The following is a 15,327-nucleotide window of genomic DNA, read 5'->3' as shown; positions in this document are numbered from 1 at the left end:
ATGCCGCTCCTCGAGATCGAAAATCTATCGGTCGCGTTTCCCTCGCAGAGCGGGATGGTGCGCGCAGTGGATGGCGTCAGCATCGCGCTCGAAAGAGGCGAGGTGCTGGGGATCGTCGGAGAATCCGGATCCGGCAAGAGCGTCACCATGTTGGCCCTGATGGGGCTTGTGGCCTATCCGGGGCGTGTTACGGCCGACAGGCTGCTGTTCGAGGGGAGGGATCTCCTGACCTTGACCGATCGCGAGCGGCGCGCGCTCACGGGCAAGGACGTCGCGATGATCTTCCAGGAGCCGACGACGTCGCTCAATCCCTCCTTCACTATCGGCTATCAGCTGGCCGAGACATTGCACATCCACGAAGGGATGGATCGCAAGGCCGCGCGGCGGCGCGTGGTCGAGCTCCTCGAGCAAGTCGGCATTCCGGCCCCGGAGAAGCGGCTGTCCGCCTATCCGCACCAGCTCTCGGGCGGCATGAACCAGCGCGTCATGATCGCGATGGCGATCGCCTGCAATCCGAAGCTCCTGATCGCCGACGAGCCGACGACAGCGCTCGATGTCACCATCCAGGCGCAGATTCTCGATCTTCTGCTGTCCCTGCAACGCGATCGCGGCATGGCGCTGATCCTGATCACGCACAACATGGGCGTGGTCTCGGACACGACCGAGCGCGTCGCAGTAATGTATGCGGGGCAGATCATGGAGCAGCGCCCGACGCAAAGCCTGTTCGCGTCGCCGCAGCATCCCTATACGTCCGCATTGCTGGCGGCACGCCCTGAGGCGAGCGACGGCGGACGGCTCGCCACCATTCCAGGCGTGGTGCCCGGGGTTTACGATCGGCCGCGCGGGTGCCTGTTTAATCCGCGTTGCATCCATGCAACGCCGCTGGCCGACAAGGCGCGTCCCGACCTGCGTCCCTGGATGGACGGCCTGATCCGTTGTCATTATCCGCTCGGCGATCCGACACGGGACGAACGCATCGCGGCCGATCGGGCCGGCGAGGGCGGGGCGTCGATCCCAAAGCGCGAGACCGTGTCATGACGGCGCTTGTCACCGCCACCGATCTCAAGCGCAGTTACGAGATCAAGCAGGGCTGGTTCCGCGCCCGGGCGCATCTGCAGGCCGTGGGCGGAGTATCGTTCGCGCTTGAGGCCGGCAAGACGCTGGCGATCGTCGGCGAATCCGGTTGCGGCAAGTCGACGCTCGCAAGGCTGGTGACGCTCATCGAGAAGCCGAGCGCCGGCACGTTGATGCTCGATGGGGTGGGTGCGGTCAATCCTTCGGCCAGCGCCGCACAGACGTTGCGCCGGGCCGTCCAGATCGTGTTTCAAAACCCCTATGGGTCGCTCAACCCGCGTAAGCGCGTCGGCGCCATACTGGAAGAGCCGCTGATCATCAACACCAAGCTCTCGAAGCAGGAGCGTCGGGCGCAGGCGCTCGACATGATGGCGAGGGTTGGGCTGCGGCCGGAGCAATATGGCCGCTATCCGCACATGTTCTCGGGCGGCCAGCGTCAGCGCGTCGCGATCGCGCGCGCCCTGATGTTGCGGCCGAAGCTGCTGGTTGCCGACGAACCGGTCTCCGCGCTCGACATGTCGGTGCAGGCGCAGGTTATCAACCTCCTGGTCGATCTCCAGCGCGAACTGGGGCTGGCTTACCTCTTCATCTCGCACGATCTCGGCGTGGTACGTCACATCGCAGATGACGTGATGATCATGTATCTGGGAATCGCAGTAGAGCACGGACCGAAAGAGCGCATCTTTGCACGGCCGCTGCATCCCTATGCGCTGGCATTGCTCGACGCGACGCCGGGCCTTGGCCGCAAACGCCAGCGTATCGTGCCGAAGGGCGAGGTGCCTTCGCCGCTCGATCCACCAAAGGGCTGCGTCTTCTCGACCCGCTGTCCCCATGTGACCGACCTCTGCCGCGGGCAGCGTCCCCCCTTGCGCCCGCTCGACGGTCGCCTCGTCGCCTGCCACTACGCCGAGCGTTTCCTGGAATCTCAGGCGGCTTAACGATCGGCCTCCAGTTCGCCATCGCGAGCTCAACGCGTCCGCATCGAGAGTTCGACGTCGTCGGCAAACGGCAATCGTCGTTGAGACGGACGTTGCCAGGCGGAGAGAGACCATTGTGGGACCGAACCAATATCGGAGCGCCGCGGCTAAGGCGCACTGCCGCCAAGATTCCACCCGCGGCCGCCCTCGCCAAAGATCTCGTAGCCCGTCGGCGTCACCGCGACGGTGTCCTCGAGCTTGATGAAGCCGCGCTTGGGATGCTTCATCGTGGTCTCGATCGACACCACCATGCCGACCTCCAGCGGCAGCCGCGCGTCGGGATCGTCATAGGGCACCGGACCCTTGGCGGTCAGGCGAGGGGCCTCGTGGCTGACCAGACCCATGCCGTGAGCCAGGAAGTCCGTGCAGTCCCGCTGGCTGATCTTGGCGAGCTCTTGCTCGGCCGCGGCATAGATCGCGCCGCCAAGCGCGCCCGGCCGGACGACGCCAAAGGCGGCGCGCTGGACGGCCTCGATCTCGGCCAGCAGGTCCTTCAACTCGGCGTCCGGCTCGCCCAGCACGGCCATGCGGGCGAGGTCGCCGATATAGCCATGGTAATTGCCGCCCGAGTCGAGCGAGAGCACGTCGCCTTGCTCCCAGCGCTGCGGCGACGGCGCCCGGTTGTGGCTGTTGCCGCAGGCAAGCAGGCAATACTCAAAGGTCAGCCCGCGCTGGGCCTCCGCGATGCGCAAGGCGTCGGACAGCTGCTGCTTGGTCGTGCCCGGACCGTGCTTCGAAATCACCTCCAGCATGGAGGCGATGACGAGCTCCGATGCCGTCTTGAGCTTGGCAAGCTCCGCCGCCGACTTGACCGCGCGCAAACGCTCCAGCACCAGCAGCGCATCCTTGATCTCGGCATCGGGCAGGGCGTCGACCAGCGCCCACCCTGCGTCCATGGGCAGGAATGCCATCTCGACCCCGACCCGATTCATCGGCACGCCGGCGCCCTTCAGGGCGGCAACGGCGCGCGTCACCGCATCGACCGAACCGCTGGACTCGGTCCGCACCTGTGCCACCCAGGGCGGCGCTACGGCGCGCTGATGGGTCTCGAGGCGATGCCCGATATAGATGGCCTTGTCGGGCGCGCCCTTGGGGTAAACCAGGACCGGCAGGTAGCGGCTGACGCCCATCGCGTCCATGTAGTCGAAGAAGATCGCGCGCTCGGCGCCGAGCAGGTACTGCACGTTGTGCTTTGAGGTCGCGATCAGGACGTCGAGGCCCGCGGCCTCCATCAGACGGTCGAGCTTGGCGGCATCGAATGGAATGGCGCGCGAGTCGGCTCCGCTGGCGACATCCTCCTGCATGATGGACCTCCCATGAGCGACGGTGTTTGGCGCCTGTGTACTTCGCGCTTCGCTTGCACAACTCTGGGCCGGGTGCGGGGTTCTGGGTAGCCTCAGAATTGTCGTCGCGCCTGATCTGCACACCCATATCCGTAATTCGCATAAGGTATATTATGGAATATTTTTATATCTAATTAGATCAGATATTTAGGTGGAATTCCTAACAGCACGCATTTGGTTTAGCCCTCAAATCGTCGCAGCCGCCGAGCTTGGTATCAGCTATCAGCCGCTACTTTGCATGGGGTTGTTTTGCGGATTTTGACGGAAGCCCGCACCTTGCGAACGCCGATGTTGCCGCGACTTGGCTCGGCTGCAATAAGCGACACCTCGCGAGATCGCAGATGACCTCATGGCCTTCCGTCCGTATAGGTTTGCATCTCAGAACAACAACAAACCTTTTGGGAGCAAACCCCCGATGAGCTTTTCCCGACGCACGCTTCTCAAGGCCTCCGCCGCGACCGCGGTTTTGGGCGGTATCGGCGCACCCCATGTGGCGCGCGCCCAGACAGCCGAGTTTTCGTACAAATACGCCAACAATCTGCCGGACACCCATCCGCTGAACATCCGCGCCAAGGAGATGGCGGCGACGATCAAGAGCGAGACAGGCGGCAGGTTCGACCTCCAGATCTTCCCGAACAATCAGCTTGGCTCGGACACCGACATGCTGAGCCAGATCCGCTCCGGCGGCGTCGAGTTCTTCACGCTGTCCGGCCTGATCCTGGCGACGCTGGTGCCGGCGGCGTCCATCAACGGCATCGGCTTCGCGTTCCCGGACTACGACACGGTCTGGAAAGCCATGGACGGCGATCTCGGTGCCTATGTGCGCGGCGAGATCAAGAAGGCCGGCCTCGAGGTCATGGACAGGATCTGGGATAACGGCTTCCGCCAGACCACGTCGTCGACCAAGCCGATCAACGGTCCGGACGATCTCAAGGGCTTCAAGATCCGCGTGCCGGTGTCGCCGCTGTGGACCTCGATGTTCAAGGCGTTCGATGCGGCGCCCGCCTCGATCAATTTCAGCGAGGTCTATTCGGCGCTCCAGACCAAGGTCGTCGAAGGCCAGGAAAACCCGCTGGCGATCATCTCGACCGCAAAACTCTACGAGGTGCAGAAGTACTGCTTGCTGACCAACCACATGTGGGACGGCTTCTGGTTCCTGGCGAACCGCCGCGCCTGGGAAAAGCTCCCACAGGACGTGCGCGCCATCGTCGCCAAGAACATCAACGCGGCGGCGGTCAAGGAGCGCGAGGACACCGCCAAGCTCAACGCCAATCTCCAGCAGGAGCTGGCGGGCAAAGGCCTGGCCTTCAACCAGCCTGCGGTTGCGCCGTTCCGCGACAAGCTGCGCAGCGCCGGCTTCTATGCCGAGTGGAAGGGCAAGTACGGCGACCAGGCCTGGGATCTCCTGGAAAAGGCTGTCGGCAAGCTGTCGTAACGCATCAAGGCCGTCATGGCTCATATCGAGGTGACCGAGGTGGTGGGCGAGGTGACCGTGCAGTCCCCTCGCCGACCTTCGATTCTGGCTTCGCTGGAGCGCGTGCTCGGCTTCATCGTCGAGATTCCGGCGGCGATCCTGGTCGTCGCCGAGATCGTCATCCTGTTCGCCGGCGTCGTCGCACGCTACGGCTTTCACCGGCCGCTGGTCTGGTCGGACGAGCTCGCATCCATCCTGTTCCTGTGGCTGGCGATGCTGGGCGCGGCGGTGGCGTTCCGCCGCTCCGAGCACATGCGCATGACGGCGATCGTCGCGAGCGCGAGCCCGGCGATGCGGGCTTATCTCGATCTCGTGGCGGTCTGCGCCGCGTTGGCGTTCCTCGTGATGATCGCCTGGCCGTCCTACGATTACGCCTATGAGGAAAGCTTCATTACGACGCCGGCGCTGCAGATATCGAACATGTGGCGCGCCGCTGCGCTGCCGGTCGGCATCTGCCTGATGGCGGCGTTCGCGGTGCTGCGCCTGCTGCGCGCCGCCGACTATCGGACCGTGCTGACGGCCGCCGTGACCGTTGCCGTCGTCGTTGGTTTGTTCTGGCTCGCCGAGCCGTACTTGCGGCCGCTCGGCAATCTCAACCTGGTGATCTTCTTCGTCGGCGTTGCCGGCTTCTGTGTCTTCGCCGGCGTTCCCATTGCGTTCGGCTTTTATCTCGCGCTGACCACGCGCACGCCGGTGATGGTGCTGGTCGGGCGGATGGACGAGGGCATGAGCCATCTGATCCTGCTCTCGGTACCGCTGTTCGTGTTCCTGGGGCTGCTGATCGAAATGACCGGCATGGCGCGGGCCATGGTCGCCTTCCTCGCGAGCCTGCTCGGCCATGTCCGCGGCGGACTGCACTACGTGCTGGTCGGCGCCATGTACCTGGTCTCCGGCATCTCCGGTGCCAAGGCGGCCGATATGGCCGCGGTCGCGCCGGTCTTGTTCCCCGAGATGAAGCAGCGCGGCGCCAAGCCCGGCGATCTCGTCGCCCTCCTCGCGGCCACCGGCGCGCAGACCGAAACCATTCCGCCGAGCCTCGTGCTGATCACCATCGGCTCGGTCACGGGCGTCTCGATCGCGGCACTGTTCACCGGCGGCCTGTTGCCCGGCGTTGTGCTGGCGCTGACGCTTTGCACGCTGGTGTGGTGGCGCTATCGTCACGAGGACATGAGCCATGTCCGCCGCGCCAGGGCTTCCGAGATCGGCAAGACGTTCGTCATCGCCCTGCCCGCGCTGGCCCTGCCTTTCGTGATCCGCTATGCGGTGGTCGAGGGCATTGCGACCGCGACCGAAGTCTCGACCATCGGCATCGTCTATGGCGTCCTGGTCGGCCTTCTGATCTACCGCCGCTTCGACTGGCGACGGCTGTTTCCGATGCTGGTCGAGACTGCGGCTCTGTCAGGGGCGATCCTGCTGATCATCGGCACCGCCACGGGCATGGCCTGGGGCCTGACGCAATCCGGCTTCTCGCGCTCGCTCGCGGCCGCGATGACCGGCCTTCCCGGCGGCTCCGCCTCCTTCATCGCGGTCTCGATCCTGGCCTTCACCATCCTCGGCAGCGTCCTGGAAGGCATTCCGGCCATCGTGCTGTTCGGGCCGCTTTTGTTTCCGATCGCACGCGCCGTCGGCGTGCACGAGGTGCACTATGCCATGGTCATCATCCTCGCCATGGGCATCGGCCTGTTCGCCCCGCCCTTCGGCGTCGGCTACTATGCCGCCTGCGCGATTGGACGCGTTGACCCCGCCGAGGGCATCAGGCCAATCTGGGGCTATCTGCTGGCGTTGCTCGCAGGATTGATTATCGTTGCGATCTTCCCGTGGATTTCGATCGGATTCCTTTGAAGCGTTGAGGGAGGGTGCCGATGAGTGAGAGACAGAACCACTACAATCTCGGCTTGGACAAGACGCCCGCCAACTACGTGCCGCTGACCCCAATGAGCTTCCTCGCGCGCAGCGCCGCCGTCTATCCCGACCATGTCAGCACCGTCTATGAAAGCCGCAGCTTCACCTGGGCCGAGACCTATGAGCGGTGCCGACGCTTTGCGGCGTATCTGGCAGGCAAGGGCATCGGCATCAGTGACACCGTGGCGGCCATGCTGCCGAACGTGCCGGCGATGAACGAGGTGCATTTCGCGGTCCCGATGACCGGCGCGGTGCTCAATGCTTTGAACATCCGCCTCGACGCGCCCTCGATCGCGTTCCAGCTCGATCATGGCGGGGCCAAGATCATCCTGGTCGATCCCGAGTTTGCCGGTGTCATCACCGATGCGCTGGCGCTGATGAAGGGGCCAAAGCCGTTCGTGATCGACGTCGACGACGCTTCGTTCAAGGGCGGAAAGCGCATCGGCGAGATCGAGTACGAGGCAGCGGTCGCGCAGGGTGATCCCGGTTTCAACGCGATCCCGCCGCAGGACGAATGGGACGCGATCGCGCTGAGCTACACCTCGGGCACCACGGGCAATCCCAAAGGTGTCGTCACCCATCACCGCGGCGCGTATCTGAACGCCGTCAGCAACATCCTCGCCGGCAATCTCGGCCAGCACCCGGTCTATCTCTGGACGCTGCCGATGTTCCATTGCAACGGCTGGTGCTTTCCCTGGACCATTGCCGCATCCGCCGGCATCAACGTCTGCCTGCGCAAGGTTGAGCCGACGAAGATCTTCGAACTGATCAAGGCGCACGGCGTCACCCACATGTGCGGCGCGCCGATCGTTTACAACACGCTGATCAACGCGCCCGATGCGCCCAAGGGAAATGCCGCGCGGCGCGTCGTTGGCCTGATCGCGGGCGCGGCGCCGCCCGTCGCCGTGCTCGAGGGCGCCGAGAGCATCGGCATCAAGCTCACGCACGTTTATGGGCTGACCGAGGTCTATGGCCCCGCCTCCGTCTGCGCCGAGCAGCCGGGCTGGGACGAACTGTCCGCACCCGAACGCGCGCGGATGAAGCGGCGGCAGGGCGTGCCCTACCCGCTGGAGGAAGGCGTCACCGTCATCAATCCGCAGACCATGCAGGAGGTGCCGCGCGATGGCGAGACCATCGGCGAGGTCATGTTCCGCGGCAACATCGTGATGAAGGGCTATCTGAAGAACGAGAAGGCCACCAAAGAGGCCTTCGAAGGCGGCTGGTTTCACACCGGCGATCTCGGCGTGCTCGACGAGCACGGCTACGTCATCATCAAGGACCGCTCCAAGGACATCATCATCTCCGGCGGCGAGAACATCTCCTCCGTCGAGGTCGAGGACATCCTCTACAAGCACCCGGCCGTGCTGTTCGCGGCCGTGGTAGCCAAGCCCGACCCGAAATGGGGCGAGGTCCCCTGCGCCTTCGTCGAGCTGAAGGACGGCGCGAGCGCCAGCGAAGCCGACATCATCGCGTTCTGCCGCAGCCAAATGAGTGGCTTCAAGACGCCGAAGGCGGTGGTGTTCGGGCCGATCCCGAAGACGTCCACTGGCAAGATCCAGAAATTCCTGCTGCGCAACCAGGTGGACTCGGCGAAGGCGATCTCAGCCTGATTCGGCGCGCATTTACGGCTGCTGCCGGTTTCCGTGAAATCCCGGAAACGGTCGGAAAAGATTTGAAAAAGATAGAGACGTGCCTACGGTTCCAGAGGATCGGATTCGCTGATTCCCGAACGAGGGGCTGCGCGATTGGCGCGGCGGGCGACCGGTCCGGTGGGGCGCTTCATGCGATTTGTCTTGCGCGCAGACGCATCTTTGCGTCTGGCGCTGCTATTGATGATCGGACTGCTGCCGGGCATCGCGCACGCGCAGGGCCTGCCGTCGGCTCCCGGCAGTGCACCCGCTCCTGAACAGACCGTCGCTGCCACACCTTCCCCGCAAACAACTCAAACGCCGACAGGCGTCGCTGCCGCGCCACCGTCACAGACAGTTTCGTCGACGGTTGCGAGTCCCACCGGCACCACGACCTCACCTCCCGCCGGCAGCACTCCCGCCAGCCAGCCGAATGTCGCCTCGGCGCCACCGCCACAGACAGTTTCATCGACGGCCGCGAGTGCCATCGGTGTCTTCGGTCAGGCAACGCCGCCCGGCCCAATAGCGCTGTCGCAGGCCGAGACCGCGCAAGCGACTTTGCTCGCGATGACGCAGTTCACACAGACGCTGTTGGATCCCGCGATCGACGGCCGTGCAGCGGACGCCTCGCCAGCGCTTGCCGACGAAACGCTGGCGGCCTATGCGGCGATCCCGTCAGATCGAATGCGCGGCGGCGTCGGGCGCGAGGTCTACGAGGCCGTCTACGGCAAAATGCCCCTCACCGGCTCCTCTTATGCGCCCCATTGGAACGTTTGGGCTTCGGGCATCGGCGGCTCGCAGGTGGCCGGCAGCAACGCCGCGCCGGGCGCGGGCTCATCGAGCCGGATTTTTGCAACCGTGGTCGGCGCCGATTATTCGCTGTCGCCGCAGACGCGGCTTGGCTTTGCGATGGCCGGCGGCGGCACCAATTTCGCCGGCAGCGCCGGGAGCGGCCGCTCCGATCTGTTTCAGGCCGGCGCCTTCGTCAGGCATACGGTCGGGCAGGCCTATGTCGCCACGGCGGTTGCCTATGGCTGGCAGGCGATCACCAGCGATCATCCCGGCGTCGACCAGCTCAACGCGGCCTTCAACGCCAATGCCTATTCCGGCCGTATCGAAAGCGGTTACCGCTTCGCGACGCCCTGGCTCGGCGTGACCGCCTACGCTGCCGGACAGTTCATGGCCTTCAGCCTTCCGGCCAACGCATCCCAACCGGCCTTTGCTACGAACGCGTTTGCAGCGGCCTTCGGCAGCGATCGCGTCACCGACAGCCGCAGCGAAGTCGGCTTGCGCACCAACGCGGCCTTCGCGCTCCAGGGCGGTGCGCTCAATTTCCGGACGCACCTCGCCTGGGCGCATGATTTCAGCGCCGCAAGCACGATCGCGCCAGCCTTCCAGGCACTGCCCGGGCTCGGTTACGTCGCCAGCGGCGCGGCGCTGGCTCCGAACTCGGCGCTCGCGGGCGGAGCGATCGAATTGAAATGGCTGAATGGCTGGGCCACAGCCGCAAGCTTCGACGGCGAATTCTCCAGCCAGGTGCGGTCCTATACCGGCAAGGCCATCATGCGCTACGCCTGGTAGGACGCGTGCTCAACGCGTCTCCAGCCGCATACCGTCATACGCCGGCACCACGCCCGCCGGCAGCGACTGCCTCACCACCTCGTAGTCGACATCCGCAGTCATGTTGGTGATGACGGCGCGCTTCGGCTTGAAGCGTTCGATCCAGGACAGCGCGTCGTTGATGCTGAAATGGCTGACGTGACTGGTGTAGCGCAGGCCATCGACGATCCAGAGATCGAGACCTTCCAGCGCGCCCCAGCTCTCGCGCGGAATGTCGTTGAGGTCGGGCGTATAGGCGGCATCGCCGATGCGATAGCCGAGGGCGGGGATATGGCCGTGCTGCACCAGGAAGGCCGTCATCTTCACCGCGCCGCCCTTCCCCAAGATGGTCTGGGTCTCGCCCGCCTCGATGGAATGACGGGTCAGGATCGGCGGATAGTCGCTGCCTTCCGGCGAGATGAAGCAATAGGAAAACCGCGCCATGATGTCTTTCGCGGTCGACTGGTTGAAATAGGTCGGAATGCGCTTGCGCATATGCAGCACGACCGAGCGCAGATCGTCCATGCCGTGGGTCTGGTCGGCATGCTCGTGGGTCAGGAAGACCGCGTCGATGTGATCGACATTGGCGTCGATGAGTTGCTCGCGCAGGTCCGGTGAGGTGTCGATGACGATCCGCGTTGTGCCGTGCTCGCCGGCGTGCTCGACGAGCAGCGAGCAGCGGCGGCGGCGGTTCTTTGGATTGTTGGGATCGCAGGCGCCCCAGCCGAGCGCCGGGCGCGGCACGCCGGCGGAGGAGCCGCAGCCCAGAATCGTCAGCGTCAGTGTCATGGGCGTCCCTGGTTCAGGCCTTCACCCTGGAGAACAGGCGGAAGAAGTTTTCGGTGGTCTGGCGCGATATCTCCGGAAGCGACACGCCGCGCGTCTCGGCGAGCACCTTTGCCACTTCGACCACAAAGGCCGGCTCGTTGCGTTTTCCCCGGAATTTGCCGGGCGCGAGATAGGGCGAATCCGTTTCCACGAGGATACGGTCCGCCGGCAACTCGGCCGCGAGCGCGCGCAAGGCTTCCGACTTCTTGAAGGTCAGGATGCCGGTGAAGCCGATATACAAGCCGAGAGAGATTGCCTTCAGCGCAAGCTCGCGTCCGCCCGTGTAACAATGCAGCACGGCGGCAAACGATCCCTTCGCGACTTCCTCCTCCAGGATGCGCCCGCAATCCTCGTCCGCCTCGCGGGTGTGGATCACGAGCGGCAGGCCGGTTGCGCGCGCAGCCGCGATATGGGCGCGAAAGCCCCTCGCCTGCGCCTCCGGCGAGCCGTTGTCGTAGAAGTAATCAAGCCCGGCTTCCCCGAGCGCAACCACCTTGGGATGCTTCGTGAGCGCAATCAGCTCGTCCGACGAAATGCCGTCCTCCTCATCCGCATTGTGCGGATGGGTGCCGACCGAGCAATAGACGTTGTCGTAGCGCTCGGCGATGGCGATGAGCTGGTCGAGCTTGCGCACCCGTGTCGAGATCGTGACCATACGGCCGACGCCTGCGGCCGCGGCACGCGACACGATCCCGTCGAGATCGTCCGAGAAATCCGGAAAATCCAGATGGCAGTGACTGTCGACCAGCATTGTCCGGGCCTTAGGCTGCCGGCTCGACGTAGCGCGGGAACGCCGGCGTCGGCGCGGGCAGCGTCGAGCCGGGCGCGATCCGCTTCTCGCCGCCGAGCATCGCGAAGGTGCGCTCGCCTTCGGGGATACCGAGGCTGTCGAGCAGCTTGGCCGAGGCGCTCGGCATCGCGGGCTGGGTCAGAACCGCGATCTGGCGCACGACTTCGGCGGTCACGTACAGGACCGTCTTCTGCCGCGCCGGATCAGTCTTCGCCAGCGCCCAGGGCGCCTCGCCCGCGAAATAGCGGTTGGCTTCAGCGACCACGGCCCACACCGCGTTGAGCCATTGATGGATCTGCTGCGTAGCCATCGCTTCGCGCGCAAGCGCGATCATGCTGTCAGCTTGGGCCAGGATCGCTTTGTCGTTGTCGCTGAACTCGCCCGGCTCCGGCAGCACGCCACCGAGTTGCTTGGCGATCATCGACAGCGAGCGCTGCGCGAGATTGCCGAGGTCGTTGGCGAGATCGGCATTGATGCGTGCGACGATGGCCTCATGGTTGTAGTTGCCGTCCTGGCCGTACGGCACCTCGCGCAGGAAGAAATAGCGCATCTGGTCGACGCCGTACTGGTCCGCGAGATTGAAGGGATCGACGACGTTGCCGACCGACTTCGACATCTTCTCGCCCCTGTTGAACAGGAAGCCGTGCGCATAGACCCGCTTCGGCACGGGAATGCCCGCTGACATCAGGAACGCCGGCCAGTAGACCGCGTGGAAACGGATGATGTCCTTGCCGATGATGTGCACATCGGCCGGCCAACGGCCCCAGTTGGCGTCGCTCTGGTCGGGGAAGCCGACGCCGGTGATGTAATTGGTCAGCGCATCGACCCAGACATACATCACATGCTCTTCGTCGCCGGGCACTTTCACGCCCCAGTCGAAGGTGGTGCGCGAGATCGAGAGATCGCGCAGGCCGCTTCGGACGAAGCTCACCACCTCGTTCTTGCGCGCATCCGGGCCGATGAACTCGGGTTTCTCCTCATAGAGCTTCAGGAGCTTGTCCTGATAGGCAGACAGCCGGAAGAAATAGCTCTTTTCCTCCACCCACTCGACGGGCGTGCCCTGCGGACCGAGCCGCACGCCGTCATCGTTCAGGCGTGTCTCGTCCTCGGCGTAGTAGGCCTCGTCGCGCACCGAGTACCAGCCGGCATAGGTGTCGGCATAGATGTCGCCGTTATCAGCCATCCGCCGCCAGATCTCTTTGCTGGAGCGGTGATGCTGCTCTTCTGTGGTGCGGATGAAGCGATCGAACGACACGTCGAGCCGCTCATCCATCTCCCTGAAGCGGTTGGCGTTGCGGGTCGCGAGTGCCGACGGCGTCAGCCCCTCGTTCTGCGCGGTCTGGACCATCTTCAGCCCGTGCTCGTCGGTGCCGGTCAGGAAGAACACGTCCTTGCCGTCGAGGCGCGCAAAGCGCGCGAGCACGTCGGCCGAGATCGCCTCGTATGCGTGGCCGATATGGGGCTGGCCGTTGGGATAGGCGATCGCGGTCGTGATGTAGAAGGCGTTTTCGCGCGCGGGCACCGCGACGGGTGCTGCTACTTGCGGAGCGACCACTTTCTTCACGGGTGCGCGCGTCGCCTTCGGCTTCGCAACTTTCGGAAGAGTCGCGACGGGAGCCGACGCCGCGGGAGGCGCAGCCACCACGGTCGTCTTCACGGTCTTGGCCGGTTTCCCGGCGGCCTTCTTGGCAATGACCTGTTTCTTCGCACTCTTTTTGGCAGCCTTTTTCGCCGTCTTGGTCACGCGCGCCTTGGCCTTGGACTTCTTCGCTGTCTTGGCGGCAACCTTGCCGGTCTTCTTGGCAACCTTGCGCGCACGCGACTTGGCCGACCGCTTCGCGGCCTTCTTGGTCGTTTTCTTGGCTGTATTCTTGGCGGCCTTTTTCGCAGCCTTCTTGCCGCTCTTGCGTTTGACGGTTTTCTTAGCTCGCGTTGCCACCACGAATTCCTTTACGGCTCTCAAAAAATGGAAACCAGCGCCTAGCGCGTTGCGTCCGCGAGCCAGCCGAACACCGAAAACACCAGCGGCTTGCGCTCCAGATTGTAGGTTTCGGTGTCGCGCGCGGCGCGGACGATCTTTTCCCATACCTCCGCAAGCCGTGCAAGGCGCGGCAGGTTTTGGTTCGCGCTGGCCTCATCCGCATGCAGCCGCTCGGCGATCCAGCGGTCAATGCCGTCGATGAAGGCCGCGAGCGCCACGCGGTCGCTGGTGCCGAGCGAATCGCCGAGCGTGTGCAATTCCTTTGGATCGACCTGCGGCAGACGCGCGAGCAGCGCCGCGGTACGCTGCTGAAGCTTCAGCGCATCGCCGCCGAGCAGCGTCAGCGCCCGCGCGACACTGCCCTCGGAAGCCTCTGCCGCCTCTCGCAGAGCCGGATCGCTCACGTCAAGCCCAGCGGCCACAGCCGCGGCGCCGATCACGTCGTCGGTCGCAAGCGAGCGCAGCCGCAGCTTGCGGCAGCGCGACTGGATCGTCGCCAGCACCCGCGCCGGCGCGTGGCTGACCAGCAGGAACAGCGATTGCTGCGGCGGTTCCTCGAGGATCTTCAACAGCGCGTTCGCCGCGTTGGGGTTGAGCTCGTCGACGGTGTCGACGATACAGACGCGCCAGCCTTCGGCGGCCGCCGTCGAGCCGAAGAACGCGATCGTCTCGCGCGTCTCGTCGACCGTGATGACCGTCCGCATCACGCCGCGGTCGTTCGCGGTGCGCTCCAACGTCAACAGCCCGCCATGCGAGCCGGCGGCGACCTGACGCGCCACGGGGTCGTTCGGATCAATTGACAAATCTCCGGCCCGCTGCACGGCGGGGGCGAGCGGATGGCCATGCGCAAGGACGAAGCGCGCCATCCGGTACGCCAATGTCGCCTTGCCGATGCCTTGCGGTCCGCCGATCAGCCAGGCATGCGGAATGCGCCCGCTGCGGTAGGCGGCGAGTAGCGCAGCTTCAGCTTCGCGATGGCCGAACAGGCGGCTGGTCTCGCGCGGATGCGGGACCGCGGTCTCGCGCTCGGTCTGGCGAGGGCTCATGCGGACGCCGCCTTCGTCGGGACGCCGAACACGCGATCGCGCAACGCCGCCCAGATTCGCGCGGCGACCGTGTCCGCATCGCCACTGGCGTCGATCAGCACACAGCGGCCGGGATCGCCGGCTGCGATCTTGCGATAGGCCTCGCGCAGATCCTGGTGAAACTTGACATTCTCGCCCTCGAAACGATCCGGCGCGCCGCTACCACGCCGCGCGGCCGCGCGCTGCAGACCGATCTCGACCGGCAGATCGAGGATGATCGTGACGTCCGGCTTGAGATCACCGATCGTGACCCGCTGCATCGCGTTGATGATGCCCTCAGGCACGCTGCCGAGGCTGCCCTGATAGGCTCGCGTCGAGTCGGCGAAGCGGTCGCACAGCACCCACGTGCCTTGGTTGAGTGCCGGCTCGATCACCGTGCGGACATGGTCGTCGCGGGCGGCCGCAAACAACAGCGTCTCGGCATCCGGCCCGAGCAGCTTGCCCATCCCGGACAGCACGAGATGGCGCATGATCTCGGCGCCTGGCGAGCCGCCGGGCTCACGGGTGACGATGGTCTTGAGCTTCGTGGCGTTGAGCCGGTCGGCGAGCCGCTTGATCTGGGTCGACTTGCCCGAGCCCTCGCCGCCTTCAAAGGTGATGAATCGCCCGCGCCCGGACGGCGGCTTCACTGGAATCTCGGTCATGG

Annotated in this window: 13 protein-coding genes; 6 read left to right on the top strand and 7 right to left on the bottom strand. The window is 65.0% G+C overall.

Annotated features, from left to right (window positions below):
* Together NLM33_RS05915 and NLM33_RS05910 are read left to right on the top strand one after the other, a co-directional pair.
* Complete coding sequence (locus NLM33_RS05915; RefSeq protein ID WP_254095186.1) at positions 1 to 1,038, top strand: ABC transporter ATP-binding protein; 1,038 nt, start codon at positions 1 to 3, stop codon at positions 1,036 to 1,038.
* Complete coding sequence (locus NLM33_RS05910; RefSeq protein ID WP_254095185.1) at positions 1,035 to 2,012, top strand: peptide ABC transporter ATP-binding protein; 978 nt, start codon at positions 1,035 to 1,037, stop codon at positions 2,010 to 2,012. The genes NLM33_RS05915 and NLM33_RS05910 overlap by 4 nt, the downstream gene beginning before the upstream one ends.
* A gap of 146 nt (positions 2,013 to 2,158) precedes the next feature.
* Here the strand turns inward: NLM33_RS05910 and NLM33_RS05905 are convergent, their stop codons facing one another.
* Positions 2,159 to 3,355: a Xaa-Pro peptidase family protein gene (locus NLM33_RS05905; protein ID WP_254095184.1), complete on the bottom strand. Its 1,197-nt coding sequence runs from the start codon at positions 3,353 to 3,355 to the stop codon at positions 2,159 to 2,161.
* Between the two features lie 454 nt (positions 3,356 to 3,809).
* Here NLM33_RS05905 and NLM33_RS05900 point away from each other — a divergent pair, with 454 nt between their 5' ends.
* The 3 genes from NLM33_RS05900 to NLM33_RS05890 are packed head-to-tail and all read left to right on the top strand — an operon-like array spanning position 3,810 to position 8,380.
* On the top strand, positions 3,810 to 4,829 hold the full coding sequence (locus NLM33_RS05900; RefSeq protein ID WP_254095183.1) for a TRAP transporter substrate-binding protein: 1,020 nt from the start codon (positions 3,810 to 3,812) through the stop codon (positions 4,827 to 4,829).
* 15 nt (positions 4,830 to 4,844) lie between these two features.
* Positions 4,845 to 6,710, top strand: coding sequence for a TRAP transporter large permease subunit (locus NLM33_RS05895; protein WP_254095182.1), 1,866 nt, complete (start codon positions 4,845 to 4,847; stop codon positions 6,708 to 6,710).
* A gap of 20 nt (positions 6,711 to 6,730) precedes the next feature.
* Positions 6,731 to 8,380, top strand: a complete 1,650-nt coding sequence (locus NLM33_RS05890) for an acyl-CoA synthetase (RefSeq protein ID WP_254095181.1) — start codon at positions 6,731 to 6,733, stop codon at positions 8,378 to 8,380.
* Between the two features lie 332 nt (positions 8,381 to 8,712).
* Here NLM33_RS05890 and NLM33_RS05885 read toward each other — a convergent pair whose 3' ends face one another.
* Complete coding sequence (locus NLM33_RS05885) at positions 8,713 to 8,886, bottom strand: hypothetical protein (RefSeq protein WP_254095180.1); 174 nt, start codon at positions 8,884 to 8,886, stop codon at positions 8,713 to 8,715.
* Positions 8,887 to 8,965: 79 nt separating this feature from the next.
* Between NLM33_RS05885 and NLM33_RS05880 the strand changes: the two genes are divergently transcribed.
* Positions 8,966 to 9,979 (top strand): autotransporter outer membrane beta-barrel domain-containing protein, encoded by a 1,014-nt coding sequence (locus NLM33_RS05880; RefSeq protein ID WP_254095179.1) that lies wholly within the window; start codon positions 8,966 to 8,968, stop codon positions 9,977 to 9,979.
* A 9-nt stretch (positions 9,980 to 9,988) separates the two neighbouring features.
* Here the strand turns inward: NLM33_RS05880 and NLM33_RS05875 are convergent, their stop codons facing one another.
* The 5 genes from NLM33_RS05875 to tmk are packed head-to-tail and all read right to left on the bottom strand — an operon-like array spanning position 9,989 to position 15,325.
* Positions 9,989 to 10,786 (bottom strand): MBL fold metallo-hydrolase, encoded by a 798-nt coding sequence (locus NLM33_RS05875; protein ID WP_254095178.1) that lies wholly within the window; start codon positions 10,784 to 10,786, stop codon positions 9,989 to 9,991.
* A 13-nt stretch (positions 10,787 to 10,799) separates the two neighbouring features.
* Positions 10,800 to 11,576, bottom strand: coding sequence for a TatD family hydrolase (locus tag NLM33_RS05870; RefSeq protein ID WP_254095177.1), 777 nt, complete (start codon positions 11,574 to 11,576; stop codon positions 10,800 to 10,802).
* 10 nt (positions 11,577 to 11,586) lie between these two features.
* Entirely contained in the window at positions 11,587 to 13,554 is a 1,968-nt protein-coding gene (gene metG / locus NLM33_RS05865) for a methionine--tRNA ligase (protein WP_254095176.1), read from the bottom strand.
* Between the two features lie 41 nt (positions 13,555 to 13,595).
* On the bottom strand, positions 13,596 to 14,642 hold the full coding sequence (locus tag NLM33_RS05860; RefSeq protein ID WP_254095175.1) for a DNA polymerase III subunit delta': 1,047 nt from the start codon (positions 14,640 to 14,642) through the stop codon (positions 13,596 to 13,598).
* The gene (gene tmk, locus NLM33_RS05855; protein WP_254095174.1) at positions 14,639 to 15,325 is read right to left on the bottom strand and encodes a dTMP kinase; all 687 of its coding nucleotides are present in this window, start codon (positions 15,323 to 15,325) and stop codon (positions 14,639 to 14,641) included. Before tmk ends, NLM33_RS05860 begins: the two co-directional genes overlap by 4 nt.
* Between the last annotated feature and the right edge of the window lie 2 nt (positions 15,326 to 15,327).

This window comes from Bradyrhizobium sp. CCGUVB1N3 (assembly GCF_024199925.1).
Lineage (GTDB): Bacteria > Pseudomonadota > Alphaproteobacteria > Rhizobiales > Xanthobacteraceae > Bradyrhizobium.
The sequence above is the reverse complement of the archived record's forward strand: the minus strand, read 5'-3'. Positions and strand labels throughout refer to the sequence as shown.